The organism is Rhodococcus sp. H36-A4 (genome assembly GCF_027158005.1).
In the GTDB taxonomy this organism is placed as follows: Bacteria; Actinomycetota; Actinomycetes; order Mycobacteriales; family Mycobacteriaceae; genus Rhodococcoides.
This window is the reverse complement of the sequence record NZ_JAPVLQ010000001.1, coordinates 740,681-759,464: the sequence shown is the minus strand read 5'-3', so window position 1 is coordinate 759,464 and position 18,784 is coordinate 740,681. Positions and strand designations below refer to the sequence as shown.

Sequence of the window (18,784 nt, the reverse complement as noted above, 5' to 3'; positions counted from 1 at the left end):
GCCGAAGGTGACTGTAGTTACGGTGGCTTACAACTCGGGGGATGTTTTAGAGAAATGCATCTGCTCGATTGTTGACGATGATGACATTGGTACCATTATTGTTATCGACAATTCGACGGACCAAAATCAGCGCGCGCGGACTAAATCTATAGCAAATAAATATGATGTCCAATACAAATCGAACCCGACTAATCTCGGGTTTGGAGTCGCAGTCAATACCGCGATACGAGATGCCAATCTAGACAACGATGATCTAATCTGGATACTCAATCCCGACACAGAGGTCGACGCCGGTGCGGTTGCGGGCTTAGTGGATGCCGTTGTAAATCGGACCTGCGAGATCGTGTCGCCCCTCATCACAACTGGGGTTGATCGTGACAGATTGTGGTTTGCGGGGGGCGAGATCGATGTGAATCGACGATCTGTTCGTCATCCAGGCATTGGCTTGCCCCTGACTGAGATTCCAACCCTCACCAGGATCAACTTCATTACCGGTGCCGCCATGATGATGAGCGCCTCGACGTGGCGGCGGCTTGGTGGGTTCGACCCGAAGATCTTTCTCTACTGGGAAGATGTCGACCTGTGTATCCGAGCGCAAAAACTCGGCATCCGCATGGCGGTGGTTCCGAACTCTGTAGTCTGGCATGCAGTCGGTGCATCATCAGCGGCAGAAGGTAAAAGTGAGATTTACTACTATTCTATGCAACGAAATAGAGTCATCGTAATGGGTCGTTATTATGGTCGATTCAGTACCATTTTTGGACCGGGAGCTATCGAGACGGCTCGTATATTTGCGCGGGCTGCGAAGGAATCGAAGGGGCGCGCAAGTAAATTGCGTGCTGCGGTCAGGGGGTATGGCGCCGGATGCAGAGAATCTCTTACGAGCCGGCATTCGAGAAATAAGAAGCCAGCGGTCAGTCGGTTCGACGCTCCGACCAGAGTTTTGGCCTTATGGGCTGACTCCCATTCCGCGAACCTGGGAGTTAGGGTTTTGGCGGAAGGGGCTGAGTCGTTGGCTAAAGTTACATGGGGAGGCGACGTAGAGGTCGTATGCCAGGATTTCGGCTCGGGATCGACCGGTGTCTCGCTAGGCGCGCGGTCCATTATGAAGGACATTGGTCGGAGCCGAGGGCCCATCAAAGAATATTTTAGAAGTTTCGATGCAGCTTTCGATACAGGCGCCGGGGACAGTTTTACTGATATATACGGGTATAAGCGTCTGTTAACGATAATCTATTCGCAACGTCTACTCAAGCGGTTGGGTATCCCAAGCGTGATGCTGCCGCAAACGATAGGTCCCTTCAAATCGCGCACTGGTAGATTGCTTGCACGTGGTGCGCTTGCGAACTTTGACTGTGTTCTATCTAGGGATGCAGTCAGCGCCCAGTGCGCCGAGTCGCTAGGGCGAGAAGTTGATGGTATCAGTACGGATTTAGTTTTTATGTTAGTAAATCCCAGTGAATCGGTACAAAGCGATGTTCTCGTGAATGTGTCTGGATTGCTGTGGCATGAGAACTCGCACGTCAACTATGTAGACTATCGTGGTTTCGTCCGTGAACTCATTGATGGCTTGATTCTTGCTGAAAGACAGATAACGCTAATCGCACATGTGCTCGACTCGCCGCGTGAAGACAATGATGTTCCAGTACTGCGGTTGCTCGCCGAAGAGTATCAATCCGTTGGTGTAACCGCAGTTATACCGACATCTTTGGATTCTGCGAGGTCGATTATCTCTGGAGCTAATATTTTGATCGGGTCAAGAATGCACGCTTGTTTGAATGCTTTGTCTGTGGGCACTCCGGCTATCGCGTGGGCGTATTCGCGAAAGTTTGAACCTTTGATGGCGGCACTCGAGTGGCGCGCGGTTTTAGATTTGAAGCTGTCCGACGATATCGCGAACGACACCCTACAGCTTGTGTCTCAGCTTCAAGACTTACCGTATCCGGTTGCCGCTGTGCAAGCGAGGGCACGTGATTTCTCGAAAGTCGCGATGGGCGAGATTGCGAAAAGGTGGCATACGGTATGAAGAAGTCGGTGGCCCAAGAGATATCGAAGGTAGTTCGTAACGGAAATTGTAGTGGCTGCGGTGGATGTGCACAGGTATTTCAAGATGTCTCTATGGAAATTGTGAAAAATCGCTTTCTGAGGCCTTCACTGGGTGTGGAGAAGGACTACACAACAGTGGGCGACGTCATGAAGTTCAGGAGTGTCTGTCCGGGGATTGGCGTCCATGCACCGGTGCCCGTTGAGGATGGGATGAAGCAAGATTCGGTTTTCGGGCCATATATATCGGCATGGGTGGGGTGGGCTTCAGACGAAGAATTTCGCAGTGCTGGCAGCAGTGGTGGTGTGCTGACCGCCCTTTCAGCCTGGATGGTTGAGAAGGAGCAGACTGCGAAGGTAGTCGGGACTATTGCGCTTGAGGGGTCTACACGCAGCACTTCGACGAACATAACTAGTCGGATGGACGCGCTGTCCGCGGCTGGATCACGTTACGCGCCAGTAGCAAATTTGCCACTATTTGTAGTCAATGGTTCGAGTAATGCCTTGGTTGGAAAGCCCTGTGAAATCTCATCAGCACGAGCCATAATGGGCTTAGAAGGCGGTGCTGTAGAGGATACCCCCTTTATGATGTCCTTTTTTTGCGCGGGTGTTCCGAGCCAGAGTGCAACAGATGTTCTCGTCGAAAATTTGGGTGTGAATGTTAAGAGCGTTACATCGCTTCGTTACCGTGGGGCGGGTTGGCCCGGAGAGTTTGCAGTGCAGGACGCGGATGGGAATTCCGCCGTTCTTTCCTATAGTGAATCGTGGGGTGCGCATCTCGGCAAGGATTTGCAATGGCGATGTAAGTTGTGCCCCGATGGTACGGGTCGATTCGCAGATGTGTCAGTTGGGGACTATTGGGAGTCGGATGCAAATGGTTTTCCTGTGTTCGATACGGGAGACGGTAGGTCGTTCATATTTGCGCGAACGGCACGAGGTCACCAGTCCTTGATGGATGCCGCGGCGGATGGTGTGCTCCTATTGGAATCAATTTCGCACGATGTCCTATATAGCGTGCAACCACTTCAGGTCACAAGGGTCCGGACGCTGTTCGGAAGACTGCTCGGACGTTTGTTGTCAGGGCATAGAATCCCGACGTATCGTGGCTTCGCGTTGTCGGCGCTGGCACGGCAGCACTTTGCCGCGAGTTCAAGGGCGGCGCTAGGTACGTTCAGGAGAAGTTGGGGACGTAGCGGCAACCTTTTAGACCCCGAAGTTGAGAGAGGGAAAGGAATAAAATGAGAAAGTTTGTCGCAAGGACGAAAAGCGCGGACCTGTCCAGTTCAGGTCTATCGATGAATCGTTCGATCTTTAGTAAGATTGCTGTAGGACTATACAAATCCGTCCCTGCGCGTTCGCGATTGTTGAAGGCAATTGTTGCAATCGAGGGTGGGCCCATGATCTCGGAAACTCTGCGCACGATATTGCACAGGTACCATGGAGTATCGGTTGGCGGATTTTCGTATGGTGCGCTACTTGATCCGGGGTTTTGTGACCCGAATACCTCGATCGGACGGTATGTATCTATTGGGCCTAATGTTCGCAGATTTGGAGCTGCCCACCCCACTGGTTCTGCAACGATGCACCCGTTCTGGTACCAGCCCCGTTATGGCCTTGGCGCTAGCGATGTAGTCCGCGCCCAGTGTGAGATCGGTCATGATTCTTGGATAGGTGCTAACACCGTGATTTTGCCGGGGTGTAGCCGCATTGGTATCGGTTCCGTTGTCGGTGCAGGTTCAGTAGTGACGAAGGATGTTCCTGACTTTGCTGTCGTATTTGGCAACCCCGCAGTGGTCCGTCGGTTTCGATTCCCCGAGGGCGTTCGGGAAATGTTAATCGAGGAGAGACTATGGGAGCTAGACCCTAGCGAGCTCACGAAAAGACTGACAGTTGTAAATAGTGAATTGTTGAGGCGTGCACGACTGTGCGAGACGTGAGAATAATGATCGACCAGACAGTGCTGTTAGGTCTCAGCCTGCTGCGGCTGAGCGGTCTTAATTTCGGTCGTATCCGCGCTTTTGTGCGCCTCGCGGAAGTATTTTGAGTTTATCGTGTGGATTCTATAGGGGTAATAGTGTTTGATCGAGTTGCGGCGCAAACTAAAGTGTCATTCATTCTAATTACACTTAGCTTGGTTTTAGTTGGTGTCTGGTGGAGATGGTCGTCTGACGAGAGTCCAGAAGCATCGGAGGCGATCTCAGTAGGTGAGATTCGTTTTCAACCTGATTCTTACTACGATGAACCATGGGTCTACTTTTTGGGCGATTCATATTCGACAGGAACGCCGATGGATTCAGGTGTGCAGTGGCCGGATATTATTTCCGCCGAGCGGGGTTGGTATATGAGGGATTACGCATCCCGTGATTCTGGATACCTAATGCCGGGCGCGAAGAATTTGACGATCCTCGATCGAATAAACGGATCTCGTTTGGATAGTGCTGACATGGTAATCATATCTGGCGGTCTTGAAGATCTAAAGCGCGGTGATGGTTCTAAGATTGGTCCGGCGATTTTGGATACACTACTGAGAGCCAAGGAACTGGCGCCTCATGCGCGGATTGTGGTTCTGTCGGTTTTCGCGCCGGGTCCTTCTGCGAAGCTGAATAATATGAATACGCTGCTTCGTCGGGTATCTGAACGGATTGATGCTGAATATATTGATGTAAGTTCGGTGCTTATAGATAGTCCGGGCATGCTTGGCTCTGATGGGACGTTCCCTACTGACGCTGGACAGAAAGCGCTTGCGACTGAGATCGGTTCACGATTGCGGAACTAGAGTTCTGTGGTCCGTGATTGCTCGTCTTATTTGCGTAATAGGCATGCTTGCCGTTCGGAGTGAGGGGCCATTATTGATGCTCGTAAAAATGGGATTACATGTATCGGGTGCATCAAAAAGTGGTCTTGATCGTGGTCGAAACCGACGCGTCAATCAATGGGTTGCATGTTGCGCGCGACCGCGGTCCTTGCTTAGTCAGCTCGCAAAAGTTCGAGAACCTTGAAATGCCGGACGCTGTCACAAGAGCCGCCTATCACGGCGATTCCCCGTAGGCATCTGCCGCGTCGACCCGTGCACCATGAACGAGTAGTCGTCGCGCCGACTCCACTGAGCCTCCCTGTGCCGCAAAGTGCAGCGGGGTGAACCCTCGACCGTTTGCCGCGTTCGTGTCCGCTCCCGCAGCGATCTCAGCGTCGACGTTCCTTCAGTCGTTGTCTTGGCGGCGTAGTGCAGCCGAATTCTGCCGTCACAATCTGCCATTGACCTTGTTTCCGTCGCCTCAGCGACTGTCTTCGATGTCAAAGGTTCTCAGGTTGTCGTAAAGTCGTTGAGGCTCGTCTCGCCCGTCCTTCCCTGGCGAGCCACCCGAAAGGACAGCTTCGACAACCATGGCGCCCTCGTCTGAGCGACTGAAAGCTCACGAAATGTTGTCGGCCGACATTACCCGGATCAGCAAGCAGGCGAAGCTGCCGTTCCGCACCCTGCCTGACCTGGTCAACACCAAGGTGCGATACCCAGAGCTGATACCGCTCCTGATCGACTGGCTGAAGAACCTCGACGGGCGGACGCCGATGACCGACCCACAGGACTTGGCCAAGTTCCGTGAGAATCTCGCTCGCGCCCTCACCACCGTCGATGCTGTCGGGACCGAAGCTGTGCCGGTGTTGTTCGAGCAGTTTTACCTCGACCCGCCGCTGCCACCGATCAACAGTCATGCGGTGGGCAATGCCTTGCTGCATCTCGCTGTGCCCTCGGACTACGACCGGGTGGCGGCTCTCGCAGTGGATCGGTCGTTGAGTTCGGGGCGGGCGGCGATCTTGGAATGGTTGATCAAGCAGGGGAGACCCGACGGCCTCGAGATCGTCGTCGGGGAAATCGAAGACCCGAGCGTGCGTGCCCTCGGCATCAAGTACTTGCGTCAGTACAAGCCTCTGCCTGCCGGCTTGAAGCCGAAGGTCGAGCGATACCTCGACGATCCGGACAGCGAAGTGCGTAAGCAGGCGAAGCTGACGCTGCAGAAACTCTCCGAATAGTGTCGCAATAGGTTCGCGATCGGGTGCGAAATCGAAACCCAGAGAACGGCTTCGAACAACCATGGCGCCTTCACCGGAGCACCGACGTGCACACGACCTCCTCACCGCCGACATCACCCGCGTCAGCAAGAAGGCTAAACTTCCGTTCCGCACGCTCACCGATCTGGTGAACACCAACCAGCGGTATCCCGACCTGATCCCGTTGCTCATTGACTGGCTGCGCCACGTCGAACTGCGCAGCAAAGCAACCGAGCCAAGGGTTCTCGCCAACCTGCGCGAGGGATTGCCTCGCTCCCTCACCACCGTCGATGCCGTCGGGACCGAAGCTGTGCCGGTGTTGTTCGACCAGTTCTATCTCGATCCGCCGCTCCCTCCGATCAACAGCCATGCGATGGCTAATGCGTTGCTGCATCTGGCCGTGCCTTCGGACTATGACCGGATGGCAGCTCTCGCTACGGATCGGTCGTTGAGTTCGGGGCGGGCAGCGATCTTGGAATGGTTGATCAAGCAGGGGAGACCCGATGGCCTCGAGATCGTCGTCGGTGAGATCGAAGACCCGAGTGTACGAGCCCTCGGCATCAAATACCTGCGTCAGTACAAGCCCCTGCCCGCCGGCTTGAAGCCGAAGGTCGAGCGGTACCTCGACGATCCGGACAGTGAAGTGAGTAAGCGAGCGAAGCTGACGCTGCAGAAACTGCCTGCATAAAGCCGGCCCGAGCTGCCGGGTGGAGACCTATTGACATATGCAGCCATTGGGTTGCATATTGGGTGGGTGCTCCCGCAGCCTGATATCAACGCAGTCTTCAAGGCACTCGCCGATCCCACTCGGCGTGCACTTCTGGACGCCCTGCGACGTGAGAATGCGCAAAAACTCGGAGAACTCTGCGAGGGCATGTCGATGGCTCGTCAGTCCGTAACGAAGCACCTCGATCTACTTGTCGCGGCCAACCTGGTCGTTGTCGTCCGCAAGGGGCGCGAACGTCGACACTTCTTGAATCCGGAGCCGATTCACGACATCGAACGTCGCTGGATCCGTGATTTCGATCGTCCACACCTCGACGTCCTGGGCGTCGTCAAACAACGAGCGGAGGACAACGCCATGAAGGAAGCCGAACAGTTCCCCGACTACGTGTACGTCACCTACATTCGAGCGTCGGCCGAGCAGGTGTGGGAGGCACTCACCGACGCCGACATCACCGCGATCTACTGGGGCGGGATGGCCAACGTCTCCGGCTGGGAAGTCGGAGCTTCGTGGACACACCGATTCGACGGGCGGACAGGACATTACGACATCTGGGGCAAAGTCCTCGAATCCGATCGACCGAACCGCCTGGTGTTCACCTTCCAACCCTCAGCGCAGGCACTCGACGAGCCGGGCTCGGTCGTGACGTATCAGATCGAACCGGTCGTCGACGCCGTGAAGTTGACCGTCAGCCACACGAACGTTGCAAGCAGGGAGATGCTTAACGGCATCTCGCATGGCTGGCCGACCGTGCTGGCAAACCTCAAGTCCTACTTGGAAACCGGGACGACGCTGCCGAGCGAGGTCTGGCAGATGCAGAACGCAACCGAACTCACCGCCACCGAAAACTAGGGAGAGGGAAGATCCCATGAGCTCCGATTTCACGACCACCTTCACCGTCCCCGCTCGCCCGATCCAGGCATTCGAGGCTGCCGCATCACCGAAAAGTTGGTGGAACGAAATGATCGTCGGGTCCGCCGCCAAGGTCGGCGACACCTTCGTCTTCGACGTCCCGAAGCTGCACCACTCCAAGTTCGATGTCATCGAGGCAAACCCGGGCCACACCCTCACCTGGATGGTTGTTCCCTCGGGCGGTACCTCCGACCAGGAGGAGTGGATCGGAACCGTCGTCGCATTCGAGTTCGAACCGGACCCCGCCGGAACCCGCATCACCTTCACCCACCGCGGCCTGCGACCCGAACTGGAATGCCACACAGTCTGCACCACAGCCTGGGGCTATCACCTCCGCGCCGGCCTTGAAGCCCTACTGACCGGCGAAACCCCAGCACCCATCACGCCGGACACGTACCGCGACGTCGCGGATACCGTGGGCGGGCAACGTAACCGGGAAGGTTGATTCGAACGCTCCTTCAGCGGGGTGGCTCGGATTTGGGCACTGTCCACCAGGTCGAAGGACTGGCTGACCCCACCAGCAATGCGCACCGTGATGTGTCGGCGCGTCAGGTATTGGTGAGCTGATCGACTGGCTGTCGTGATCGGTATGCCGTGGCGCGCCGGGGCGGGTTGAACTGCCCGGCGGCAATGGCGGCCAAAGCGAGAGCGAAGCCGACGAGTTGAACACCGCTGAGAAGCTGCCCCAGCAATGCAACGCCGAGGCCGGCGGCCACGATCGGCGAAAGTAACCCGAGCAGCGCCGCGGAGGTAACCGGGAGCCGGCCGATGCCGGAGAACCACAGCGTGTAGGTCAGCAACCCACCGAACAAGCCGAGCCAGACGTATCCGCCGATCCCAGACCAGGTGATGGTGTCGGGGACACCCTCGACGAGCAGAGTGATCGGCAACAGGAACAGCCCGCCGGCGGTCAGCTGCCACCCCGCGAAGGCCATCGCTCCCACGCCGTCGGGCCGGCCCCAGCGCTTGGTCAACGTCACGCCGGTTGCCATGGAGGCAGCGGCGCCTATGCCTGCCAGGAGGCTGACCCCGTCCAGGGTGGCGCTGCCGGTCAGCACGATCAGCGCCACGCCGAGAACTCCGATCAGTCCCCAACCCAACCGCCACCACGACAAGGCTTCACTCAGTAGCGCCACGGCCAGAATGGCGACCACGATCGGTTGAGTTGCGTTCAAGGTTGCGGCGACCCCGCCAGGTAAGCGGTAAGCGGTCAGGAACAACAGGGGAAAGAATGCGCCGATATTGAGCACCCCCAGGAGTGCCGCCCTCGGCCACCAAGCTCCGGTGGGCAGGGTGCGAGTCAATACGATCGCGAGCAGTCCAGCAGGTAGAGCTCGGACCAAGCCTGAGAAGAGTGGATGACCCGCGGGCAGATATTCGGAAGTCACGAGATACGTCGTTCCCCACACCGCGGGCGCGATCGCGGTGAGGACGGTCGTCTTGATCACGCTCATCGGTGCGCTCGAGTGGAGTAATGCGGGATGGGGGTAGATGCCATGCCCTTATCGTTGCGATAGCGCAAGCATGAGTCCAACACATGTTTGTCACGTCATCGATCGTGATTGATGATGGATAGATGGATCTCCGCCAACTCTCGTACGTCGTCGCCGTCGCCGAGCTCTCCAGTTTCACCCGGGCCGCCGAGCGGTGCTTCGTGGTGCAGTCCGCCCTGAGTCATCAGGTGGCGCGCTTGGAATCCGAACTCGGCGCGCGACTCTTTCATCGGACCAGTCGACAAGTGCGCCTGACCGCCGCCGGAGCGGCGTTTCTGCCGGCGGCCCGGCAATGCTTGGCCGCGGCCGAGCGTGCGCGCAGCGAAGTCTCCGCCGCGACCGGAGAAGTCCGTGGCCGACTATCGGTCGGAGTGATCCCCACCGTGTGTGCGGTCGACGTGCCTGCTGCACTGCGCTTGTTCCACGATCGTCACCCACAGGTGCGCATCACCCTGGTGATGGGAGGAAGCGACGACCTCGTCGACAAGGTCGCCACTGGAGTGCTCGACGTCGCGTTCCTCGGGTTGCCGATCGAGCGGGTGATAACCGAAGTCGCGCAACACCTTCTGGCCCACGACAACCATGTCGTCGTCATGTCGGCGACACACCCGCTCGCGGATAGCGAGGAACTCAGTCTGCATGACCTGGCTGGTCAAGTCTTCGTCGACTTTCCCCCCGGGACCCCGGGGAGGGCGCAAGTGGATCAGGCCTTCGCGGCCGCTGGTCTGAGCCGCGACGTAGCCTTCGACGTCACCGATGCCCACCTGATGACCGGACTCATCGCTCAGGAACTCGGAATCGGCATGCTCCCATCGGCCTACGCCCAGCAGCTCACCGGCGTCGTCACCATTCCCGTCCACGACGCTGCACGTCGAGCAGAACACCTGATCTGGAGTAGCGACGGCCCCTCTCCTGCCGCCGCCGCATTTCTTCACCAAGTCCGGACTGCCGCCGCCTGATCAGCTGACGTGAGCACTCATCGGCACCGTCGGGCTGTAAGTTATCGTATTTATCTGTAGTGCAACAGAATTGACTCAACACGCCGACGCCGTCGGCGCATCAGCAGTTCTCGCGGAGCTGTTCGGTGACGGTGACGGCTACCTCCCGGCCCGCAGCGCCGTCGGAGTCCCGTCGTTGCCCTCCGGATCTCCCGTCGAGATCGAACTGACCGCAGCAGTGAGCAGAAAGTCCTAAAGTAATGGACTTCCTGTGGGCCGCCCTGGCGAACGATGACACCGAGCAACGAAAGCAGATGGATATGGAATTGCCGAAGATACCCTCACGTGTGTCCGGCCTGCGGGTGCCGGTCGGGGGAGATTCGGTCGGGCTGTGGCTGATGCTGACCCTCACCTTCGTCACCGGCGTCGTCGATGCCGTCGGCTTCCTCGGACTCGACCGTGTGTTCACCGGGAACATGACGGGCAACATCGTCATCCTCGGTATGGGTATCGCCGGAGCCGACGAGTTGCCGGTACTCGGACCGGGAGTTGCCTTGGTGGCCTTCGCTGCCGGCGCCTTCGTATCGGGCCTACTGCTCCGAAACACTGCACCCGGCTGGCAACCGCGCACCACCACGCTGCTCGGTATCGGCGGAGCCGTCCTCGCCGTGTTGGTCGGCGTCTTCCTCGTACTGGGCGAGGACCCGGCCCCGAACGTGAAAGTCGTCATCGCAGCGTGCATCGCCACCGTCATGGGCGAACAAGCCGCGGTCGCGCGCCGGTTGGCGATCAAGGACATGACCACAGTCGTCGTCACCTCCACCCTCACCTCGCTGGCCGGTGAAACATTCGTCGTGGGCGGCTGGCGAGCAGTGTGGAATCGACGGTTCGGCGCCATCGTGATCATCTTCCTCGGAGCCGTCGTCGGCGCCCTGCTCCTACGCGTCCACATCGCGGTGCCGCTGTCGATCGCGGCAGTGCTGACCCTGACCGTCGCGACCCTCGGGCATCGACATCGGCACCGGCATCTGAAAGCCGCGCCTGGATCTGCACAGCAGTAGTTCGGTGGGGTCAGGGTCAGCGCCCTGCACCAAACATAGGAATTCTATGTAGCATATCTATATAGCCATCGGAGGAGGTGTGGAGCATGAGATCGATTGATCGGGTATTGCCACCAGGAAGTGTCGCGGATCTCGCGGAGCAAGTCGAGCACTTGAGCGACAGCGAGTACACGCGGTGGATCATGCAGTCCATGCGTTCGCGGCCGGGTTTCATGCTTGTTCGCGACCGGATCTCGCACCTGCTCATCGCTGGTCGCGAGGATGAAAAACTCGCGAGCGCCCTTTCCCAGCATCCCGCGCTTCAAGACAGTGATGTCATCGAGGAGAGAAGGCTGCTCGGTGACGCAGTCTCCTTCATCCTGGAGCAGGAGATGTTGACGTCCACTCAGGTCGGTGAGCTGCTGCACGGGCGGTGGAAGAACCCCTCGGATGCATTGCGCAAGCTTGCGGATGCTTCCAAGATCGTACGGTTGATTCACCCTGAAACGGGCAAAGTTGTGTATCCCGCGTTTCAGTTCACCCCAGGGGTGCAGGAGACCGTTTACGAGGTCAATCGGCTCCTGGGCGCGTCCGATGAAGAGTGGGCTGCGGCGTCATGGTGGTTCGGCGAGGACGAAAATCTCGACGATGCGACGCCGGCAGAGATGGTGACGCAGGCCCCGGAAGTAGTGCTACATGCTGCGCAGATCGAGGCCGAAAGCTCGTCGAGTGAGTACCTCTGACTGGGACGAGCTTGAACCGCCCGAAGGAACTCCTCGGGCGCACACAGAGAACATCGCAGTCGGGACGTTGCTGTGGCGCGTGCACTCCGCAGATCCTCGACGAGGTGCGGACACACTCAACCCCACCATCCCGAAACCGCCCTACGGAGGCAGATTCGACTGCCCCTCCGCCGAACACCACTACTCGTATTCCTACTTCGGTGACACCTCCGCCGTTGCGCTGCTCGAGGTCATCGGCCGCAGTCTCCGGCCGTCCACCCGCCCCCGCATCGTGAGAAGGGTAGTGCTGGAGGGCAAGGTTCTCTCGCAAGTTCGGGTCGTTCAGCCCATTCCTGTTGCGTTACTTCATGGTTCGCATCTGCATCACATCGGTCAAACAGCTCGCCTCACGAAGACGCCATCCCGGATGTATCCGATCACGCGCCTATGGTCGAGTGCCGTTCTGAGAGGAACTGCCGATGCACAAGGACTGAAATACCGTAGCCGTCACGATGAAGACCAGTTCTGCTATCTGCTCACCGGCCCGAAGGACACCACGCTCGACTCCATCGAGGCAGTCGAGCGCATCGACCTGGAATCGCCAGCGGGGATCGTGAGCGTCAAACATGAGCTGCTGCGCTACAACGCGGTGCTGATCTAAACAGGGTTAAGGGCACAGATCCTGCCGAGTCTGGTTCCAGAACGGGAACAGCTGCGCACGTGTGGCGTCCGGGTGATCACGCTGGGCCAGTTCGTCGAATTCCAGAACAGTTTTTCCTGCGGTCCGGGCAACTCCGCACGCCTGCAGACTCAGTTTCGCGGAATCCACGAAACCGATATCGGCGGCGTAGGGCCCCAATACGCCAGAGTCGACGAAGGATTCGAGTCCATTACCCCACATGTTGTACTCGGTTTGAAGGTCGAAGTCGCATGGCTCTCCGAACAACGAGCTGCACGTCGTCGGTTGGCCCTGGATCACGAACGATTCATCGGCGAGCGCGGGCGACGTGGTGTCCCGGGACGACTTGATCACAGCGAGCAAGACGATGAAGATCACCGCGAAGAAGCCGAGGAAGATCAGCACGTTCAGGATGCGTTTCATGTGCATTCACCCCTCTTGCCGTGGACATTGCGAGACCGAGTCTCAATCTTGCCGGATCGAGGGTCTGGAGCGGGTGACAACCGTCAATCGAGCGTCTCGGCGTGCACCCGCGGCCAGTTCTCTGGCCAGTGTCCCGGTTCTGGCACTACGGCGAAATATGCGGCGGTGGCCATATCGAGCAGGTTCACGATGAAGGAGTCCAGGTCGAGCCTTCCTGGGGCGTCCGCCGGCATTCTGGTGCGCGCAGCGAATGCGGCAATGACAAATTTGGTGATCAGCCGAACACGTTCGTCGAGTACATCTGGGGGGATGTCGGGAAGGCTGCGACGGATCTGGTTCATGGCGCTGGCGCTCGACGGGATGTAGCGCGATTCCGGCATGCTGCCAGGCTCTTCGTACACGCGGGCCATGATTTGGATGAAGCGCCGGCCACGTTCCGAGCTGAGCTTCTCCGCGTACGGGATGGAGAGGGCTGCGATGGCATCCCGCACGGCGGCGGGCGAGGACTGATCGCCGCTGCATAGCTGCTGGGTGCACTCGTCTACGCGCTGCCGCACGTCTGCCATGTGTGCAGCCACTATCTGCTCGAGCAGCCCTTCGCGGGAGCCGAAGTAGTAGTGCACTGCGGAGTCGTTCCGCACGCCCGCGAGCGTGTTCAGCTCGCGCAGACGCACACCATTCGGACGATTGTCCGCAAACAGAGTCTCGCCCGCCCGCATCAGTCGCTCACGCGCCGAATCAGGCTCGGCACTCAGTGGATGAATGCTCATGGTTGACAGCCTAACGAACTCCGTTAGTATGATCCACATCACTCTAGTTAACGAAACTCGTTAACGTTTTCGGACTAGTTCAGGTCGGTGCCTGGTGCGCACTGGCCGGTCTACCAATCTGCCCGTGAGGATTCGATATGAACCTGCCGAAGGGGATCGACGTCACCGATCCCACGCTGTACAACAACGGGATTCCCCACGAGCTTTTCGCTGAGTTGAGGAAGAGTCATCCGGTGTGGTGGAACGAGCAGCCCAGTGGGATCGGCGGCTTCGAGGACGAGGGCTACTGGGTTGTTTCCACTCACGCCCTGGTTCAAGAGGTATCCCGGGACAGTGACCTGTACTCCTCGTGGGAGAACACCGCCATCGCTCGCTACTCCGACCATGTCCCACGCGCAGCCATCGATGCCAATCGCGGAATCATGCTGAACATGGATGCGCCGGAGCACACTGCGCTACGGAAGATCATCTCCCGAGGCTTCACCCCCCGAGCTATCGCCAAGCTGCGCGATGCGCTGTCTGCGCGCGCCGACAAGATCGTTGCCGACGCACTAGCTGATGGCACTGGAGAGTTCGTCGCAGATATCGCGGCCGAGCTTCCGCTGCAAGCGATCACAGAACTCATCGGAATTCCTCAGGAGCAGCGCCACAAGGTCTTCGAATGGTCCAACATCATGACCGGCCGCGATGATCCGGACATCATCGGCGATCCCGTCGCCGCGATCGGCCAGGTCATGCAGTACTCGATGGGCCTGGCGGCGGACCGGCGGGAATGCCCGGCAGAGGACATCGCGACCGCCCTGGTCCGCGCGCAGGACGAGGACGGTGCGCTCACCGACTTGGAGTTCGGCTACTTCGTGGTGCTGCTGATGGTCGCCGGCAGCGAGACCACCCGAAACGCCATCACCCACGGCATGATGGCTTTTCAAGACAACCCCGAGCAGTGGGAGACGTTCCGCCGCGAACGGCCCAAGACTGCCATCGACGAGATCATTCGGTGGTCCAGCCCCGTGTTTTCCTTCCAGCGCACCGCCACCCGGGATACCGAGTTGGGCGGGCAGTCCATCGGCAAGGGTGATCGCCTACTGATGCTCTACGCCTCGGCCAACTACGACGAGACCGTGTTCGACAATCCCCACACCTTCGATATCGGCCGCGACCCGAATCCGCACCTGGGTTTCGGTGGCACCGGCGCGCACTACTGCATCGGTGCAAATCTCGCTCGGATGGAGATCGAGTTGATCTACGACGCTATTGCCGAACAGATGCCGGATATCAGCGTGATCGGGCCCCCGAGCAGGCTCAACTCCTCGTTCATCAACAGTGTGAAATCACTGCCGGTGAGCTACGGGACATGCCCGGTGCAGCCGCGATGACCGATACACATGAGCGCACGGCGGTAGTCACCGGTTGCGCAACAGGCATCGGCGCCGCAACCTCAGCAAAGTTGGCCGCGTCGGGGGTGCGAGTGATCGGAGTCGATATTTCTGACGCGGATGCGTCCTCGATGCCCGGGGTCGCCACTCTGATCCAGGCAGACCTGTCGACGCAGGACGGTGTGCGCGAGGTCGCCGATGCCATCAACGAGCCAATCGACGTCCTGGTCAACAACGCGGGGGTGGCTGCAACCCGCCCGTGGCGGCAGGTGCTTGCGGTCAACGCACTGGCACCGCGGGATCTGACGCGGTTGCTGCTCCCTAAGTTCCGTGATTCGGCCGCCGTGGTCACCACGGCATCCCAGGCCGGCTTCGCCTGGCGGTCCAATTATGTGCGCGCCAAAGAATTTCTGGCGCAGGAGGATTGGGAGCAGGCTTATGCACTGTTCGACTCCCACCCCGATATTCAGGGCGAGTGCTACCAAATATCGAAGGAAGCCGCGGTGGTGAACATGCTCGCTACCGCCACCGCGAACCGTGCCATCGGGCTGCGGGCCAACTCGGTCTCGCCGGGCACCGTGCAAACCCCACTGCTGGAGGATTTCACCGAGGCAATGGGTGCCGACGCGATTGCCGGTGCCCGAGACTGGTCCGGCCGCCATGCAGATCCAGGCGAGATCGCAGACGCCATCGTGTTCATGTCCTCACCGTCCGCCAGCTGGATCAACGGCGTGGACCTACCCGTCGACGGCGGCTACGGAGCGCAGATCTTCACCCTGATGAACCCCTTGGGAGGCAACACATGACACAGGAAATCGGATCCGTCTTGACCTCGGTCAACCCGGCCACCCTCGAGGTCGTGGCTGAGACCACCATCTCGACCCCGGCCGAGATCGAGAAAACAATCGCCGCGGCAACCGCCGCCCTACCCACGTGGCGACGCGGCCTTCCCGCCCGGCAGGACCTGGCTCGACTCATCACCGGGCAAATCCACGCACACGCCGACGCGTTGGCCGAGTTGCTTACCCGCGAGCAGGGGAAACCGCTGGCCGAGGCAAAGCAGGAGATCTGGATCGCCGCCGAGGCTTTCCGCGCGGCCGCGGATGTGGAGTGGGAGACCAGCCGGACCCAGCAGGTGCTCGGTGGGCACCACGCCACCGTGGTGCACGCTCCGTACGGCGTTATCGCCGCGATCGTGCCCTGGAACTTTCCTATCTACTTGGCAACAGCCAAGATTGCACCGGCGTTGATTGCCGGAAACACCGTCATCGTCAAGCCGGCGGAGACAGTATCGAGGGTGGTCACCGAGTTCGTCGAGATTCTGTCCTCCGTCCTTCCCGAGGGTGTGATCGGGTTGGTGGCCGGCGGGCCCAGCGTCGGGCAGGCATTGGTGACGGACCGCAGGGTGCGCAAGGTGTCGTTCACCGGATCGACGCAGATCGGCCGGGAAATCATCCGTCAGTCCGCGGAAGCCGTTACGCCACTGACGCTCGAACTCGGTGGCAACGACCCCGCGATCCTGCTCGCGGACGCCGACATTGCGCAGGCCGCGGAGCGGCTCGCTGCTGGGGCGTTCATGAATGCGGGCCAGATGTGCATCGCACCCAAGCGCGTCTACGTTCCGCGCGCACAGCACAGTGATTTCACCGAAGCACTCGAAGTACACGTGCGGCAGCGTGTCGTCGGCGACGGCCTGGAATCCGGCACCACAATGGGTCCGCTCCACACCCGGGCGCAGCGCGACTTCGTCGAGAAGCTGATCGCGGACGCGATCGCGGGAGGGGCGCGCGTGGTCACGGGTGGCCCGTCTGCTGCGAAAGGTGAACTGCCCGGCCACTTCCTGGCGCCGACCGTGTTAACGGACCTCGGTGACGATGCCGACGTCGTCAGGCTCGAGCAATTCGGTCCAGTGCTGCCGATCATCGCCTACGACAACCTGGACGAGGTCCTCACGCGTATCGACGGCCAGGAGTTCGGTCTCGGTGCGTCGGTGTGGTCCGCCGACACCGACCGGGCCCGGCAGGTGGCCGAGGGAATCGAGGCCGGCACCGTGTGGATCAACAAGCACAACGCCCTCGACGTGAACGTCCCGTTCGGCGGGGTCAAGGCCAGCGGCTTCGGCCGCGAGGGCGGCCGTGCCGGCATCGACGATTTCCTCATCACCCGTGTCATCAATTGATCGAACGACCGCTATCGAACGTCTAGTCGTTCTTACCTCGAAATGGAGCACTCTTCATGGCTGTTGAAAATATGTCCAGCGACGCTGCCCAGGATCTCGAAGATGCGTATGTGTACGCCTACCCCTTGGTGTTGATGGACACCATCCGCGCGATGGTGACCAACACCGAGACCCCCACCGCAGATCGCGCGCCGCTCAACCAGTTGTTCCACTCCAGAGATTTGGCGACCCCCGCCCTCCACAGCCTCACCCGGCCCAACGTGGACACGTTGTACTCCCAGGCCTATCTTGACCTGGGAGAAGAGCCGTACCTGCTGTTCAAGCCGGAAACCGACCGGTACTGCTCGATTCAACCGTTCGATGGCTACTCGAACACCCCGGCGGTGCTCGGCACCGGGGGCGTCGGCGGGAACGACGCAGTCACCTACGCATTGATCGGTCCACGATTCGACGGTGCGTTGCCGGAAGATGTCATCCCTGTCCCGGTGTCGACCGACTTCGTCTGGCTGCTCCTGCGCGTCCGGTGCTACGGGCCCGAGGACCTGGAAGAGCCGCGCAAAATCCAAGACTCGATGGACCTGTATCCGCTGTCGCAGCACGGCAAAGAGCACACCTACCCACGCGGGAGTTACACGCCCGATCTCGATTACTTACCCGTCCTCCATCTTCAGAAGATGGAGGCGAGCGAGTACTTCGATCGCTTCAACAGCCTGGCAGCCAGCAACCCGGGTGCCCCCGAAGACCAGCCGGCCTTGGATCGATTCGCCGCATTGGGCATCGGCGCAGGATTGACATTCGATTTAGCATCTCTTCCGGAATCCGTCCAGGAACGAGCCGGTCGGCTGCCTGGTTTCATGGGCGGTAGCAAGGTCAACGAGAGCCGCCGAGTCACGGCGATCGATGGTTGGATCTACCTGGACGAGTCCATCGGAAATTTCGGCACCAAGTACCTCTACCGCGCAAGAATTGCGCACGGCGGATTCGCCAATCCCGTTGATGTCACGGCCTATCCGTCGACGCAGGTGGACTCTGATGGAGAACAGCTCACCGGGACAAAAACCTACAATCTTCATTTCGAACCCGGCCAGTTGCCGCCATACGGTGACTGGGGCTGGTGGTCCCTCACCGCCTACTCCGCATCCGGACAGTTGTTCGACAATGAACTCGATCGCTATGCACTCGATGACAGCCAGGATCTGACACTGAACGACGATGGCTCACTGGACCTTTGGATCGGTGCGACAAATCCGGGACATGGTCGTGAGTGCAACTGGTTGCCCGTCCGCCCCGAGAATTTCGGAATCACCCTGCGCATCTACTTCCCGCACGTCAGCGTCAACACTCATGACTGGTTGCCGCCCAAGGTGACGGTAGTTCCCAGCACCGAGCCGCAAGCGGTATCGCAGTGAACCGAATCATTCCGTGGCGCGGATACCGG

General features: G+C 59.4%; 20 protein-coding genes. 16 read left to right on the top strand and 4 right to left on the bottom strand.

Annotated elements, in window-relative coordinates; genetic code table 11:
- The first annotated feature begins 7 nt into the window (after positions 1 to 7).
- From O1W68_RS03450 to O1W68_RS03435, 3 genes are all read left to right on the top strand, one after another.
- Positions 8 to 2,026, top strand: a complete 2,019-nt coding sequence (locus O1W68_RS03450; RefSeq protein ID WP_269301476.1) for a polysaccharide pyruvyl transferase family protein — start codon at positions 8 to 10, stop codon at positions 2,024 to 2,026.
- On the top strand, positions 2,023 to 3,285 hold the full coding sequence (locus O1W68_RS03445; RefSeq protein ID WP_269301475.1) for a Coenzyme F420 hydrogenase/dehydrogenase, beta subunit C-terminal domain: 1,263 nt from the start codon (positions 2,023 to 2,025) through the stop codon (positions 3,283 to 3,285). Before O1W68_RS03450 ends, O1W68_RS03445 begins: the two co-directional genes overlap by 4 nt.
- Positions 3,286 to 4,117: 832 nt before the next feature.
- The gene (locus O1W68_RS03435) at positions 4,118 to 4,819 is read left to right on the top strand and encodes an SGNH/GDSL hydrolase family protein (RefSeq protein WP_269301474.1); all 702 of its coding nucleotides are present in this window, start codon (positions 4,118 to 4,120) and stop codon (positions 4,817 to 4,819) included.
- Positions 4,820 to 5,072: 253 nt separating this feature from the next.
- On the opposite strand, the gene O1W68_RS21565 is transcribed toward O1W68_RS03435, so the two are convergent.
- Positions 5,073 to 5,225, bottom strand: coding sequence for an ankyrin repeat domain-containing protein (locus tag O1W68_RS21565; RefSeq protein ID WP_442972279.1), 153 nt, complete (start codon positions 5,223 to 5,225; stop codon positions 5,073 to 5,075).
- A gap of 202 nt (positions 5,226 to 5,427) precedes the next feature.
- Between O1W68_RS21565 and O1W68_RS03430 the strand changes: the two genes are divergently transcribed.
- The 4 genes from O1W68_RS03430 to O1W68_RS03415 all read left to right on the top strand — a co-directional run bounded on the left by O1W68_RS03430 (position 5,428) and on the right by O1W68_RS03415 (position 8,171).
- The gene (locus O1W68_RS03430; protein ID WP_269301473.1) at positions 5,428 to 6,072 is read left to right on the top strand and encodes a hypothetical protein; all 645 of its coding nucleotides are present in this window, start codon (positions 5,428 to 5,430) and stop codon (positions 6,070 to 6,072) included.
- A 61-nt stretch (positions 6,073 to 6,133) separates the two neighbouring features.
- The gene (locus tag O1W68_RS03425; protein WP_269301472.1) at positions 6,134 to 6,778 is read left to right on the top strand and encodes a hypothetical protein; all 645 of its coding nucleotides are present in this window, start codon (positions 6,134 to 6,136) and stop codon (positions 6,776 to 6,778) included.
- Positions 6,779 to 6,844: 66 nt separating this feature from the next.
- Entirely contained in the window at positions 6,845 to 7,666 is an 822-nt protein-coding gene (locus O1W68_RS03420) for an ArsR/SmtB family transcription factor (protein WP_269301471.1), read from the top strand.
- A 16-nt stretch (positions 7,667 to 7,682) separates the two neighbouring features.
- The gene (locus tag O1W68_RS03415) at positions 7,683 to 8,171 is read left to right on the top strand and encodes an SRPBCC family protein (RefSeq protein ID WP_269301470.1); all 489 of its coding nucleotides are present in this window, start codon (positions 7,683 to 7,685) and stop codon (positions 8,169 to 8,171) included.
- A 103-nt stretch (positions 8,172 to 8,274) separates the two neighbouring features.
- On the opposite strand, the gene O1W68_RS03410 is transcribed toward O1W68_RS03415, so the two are convergent.
- Complete coding sequence (locus tag O1W68_RS03410) at positions 8,275 to 9,180, bottom strand: EamA family transporter (protein WP_269301469.1); 906 nt, start codon at positions 9,178 to 9,180, stop codon at positions 8,275 to 8,277.
- Between the two features lie 122 nt (positions 9,181 to 9,302).
- On the opposite strand from O1W68_RS03410, the gene O1W68_RS03405 reads away from it, so the two are divergent.
- The 5 genes from O1W68_RS03405 to O1W68_RS03385 all read left to right on the top strand — a co-directional run bounded on the left by O1W68_RS03405 (position 9,303) and on the right by O1W68_RS03385 (position 12,580).
- A complete protein-coding gene (locus tag O1W68_RS03405) occupies positions 9,303 to 10,178 on the top strand; it encodes a LysR family transcriptional regulator (protein WP_269301468.1) in 876 nt (291 codons plus the stop codon).
- Positions 10,179 to 10,248: 70 nt separating this feature from the next.
- The gene (locus tag O1W68_RS03400) at positions 10,249 to 10,413 is read left to right on the top strand and encodes a RidA family protein (RefSeq protein ID WP_269301467.1); all 165 of its coding nucleotides are present in this window, start codon (positions 10,249 to 10,251) and stop codon (positions 10,411 to 10,413) included.
- A 4-nt stretch (positions 10,414 to 10,417) separates the two neighbouring features.
- Entirely contained in the window at positions 10,418 to 11,218 is an 801-nt protein-coding gene (locus O1W68_RS03395; protein ID WP_269301466.1) for a YoaK family protein, read from the top strand.
- Positions 11,219 to 11,304: 86 nt separating this feature from the next.
- Positions 11,305 to 11,940 (top strand): hypothetical protein, encoded by a 636-nt coding sequence (locus tag O1W68_RS03390; protein WP_269301465.1) that lies wholly within the window; start codon positions 11,305 to 11,307, stop codon positions 11,938 to 11,940.
- Positions 11,927 to 12,580 carry an RES family NAD+ phosphorylase gene (locus O1W68_RS03385; protein ID WP_269301464.1) on the top strand — a complete coding sequence of 218 codons (654 nt, stop codon included), beginning with the start codon at positions 11,927 to 11,929 and terminating at the stop codon, positions 12,578 to 12,580. The genes O1W68_RS03390 and O1W68_RS03385 overlap by 14 nt, the downstream gene beginning before the upstream one ends.
- A 6-nt stretch (positions 12,581 to 12,586) precedes the next feature.
- Here the strand turns inward: O1W68_RS03385 and O1W68_RS03380 are convergent, their stop codons facing one another.
- Together O1W68_RS03380 and O1W68_RS03375 are read right to left on the bottom strand one after the other, a co-directional pair.
- Positions 12,587 to 13,021 (bottom strand): hypothetical protein, encoded by a 435-nt coding sequence (locus tag O1W68_RS03380; protein ID WP_269301463.1) that lies wholly within the window; start codon positions 13,019 to 13,021, stop codon positions 12,587 to 12,589.
- An 83-nt stretch (positions 13,022 to 13,104) separates the two neighbouring features.
- A complete protein-coding gene (locus O1W68_RS03375; protein WP_269301462.1) occupies positions 13,105 to 13,791 on the bottom strand; it encodes a TetR/AcrR family transcriptional regulator in 687 nt (228 codons plus the stop codon).
- Between the two features lie 137 nt (positions 13,792 to 13,928).
- On the opposite strand from O1W68_RS03375, the gene O1W68_RS03370 reads away from it, so the two are divergent.
- From O1W68_RS03370 to O1W68_RS03355, 4 genes are read left to right on the top strand one after another with little or no spacing between them, the layout of a single operon-like run.
- The gene (locus O1W68_RS03370) at positions 13,929 to 15,167 is read left to right on the top strand and encodes a cytochrome P450 (RefSeq protein WP_269301461.1); all 1,239 of its coding nucleotides are present in this window, start codon (positions 13,929 to 13,931) and stop codon (positions 15,165 to 15,167) included.
- On the top strand, positions 15,164 to 15,973 hold the full coding sequence (locus O1W68_RS03365; RefSeq protein ID WP_269301460.1) for an SDR family oxidoreductase: 810 nt from the start codon (positions 15,164 to 15,166) through the stop codon (positions 15,971 to 15,973). The genes O1W68_RS03370 and O1W68_RS03365 overlap by 4 nt, the downstream gene beginning before the upstream one ends.
- Positions 15,970 to 17,346: an aldehyde dehydrogenase family protein gene (locus tag O1W68_RS03360; protein ID WP_269301459.1), complete on the top strand. Its 1,377-nt coding sequence runs from the start codon at positions 15,970 to 15,972 to the stop codon at positions 17,344 to 17,346. Before O1W68_RS03365 ends, O1W68_RS03360 begins: the two co-directional genes overlap by 4 nt.
- 56 nt (positions 17,347 to 17,402) lie before the next feature.
- Positions 17,403 to 18,755 (top strand): DUF1254 domain-containing protein, encoded by a 1,353-nt coding sequence (locus tag O1W68_RS03355; RefSeq protein WP_269301458.1) that lies wholly within the window; start codon positions 17,403 to 17,405, stop codon positions 18,753 to 18,755.
- The last annotated feature ends 29 nt before the right edge of the window (positions 18,756 to 18,784 follow it).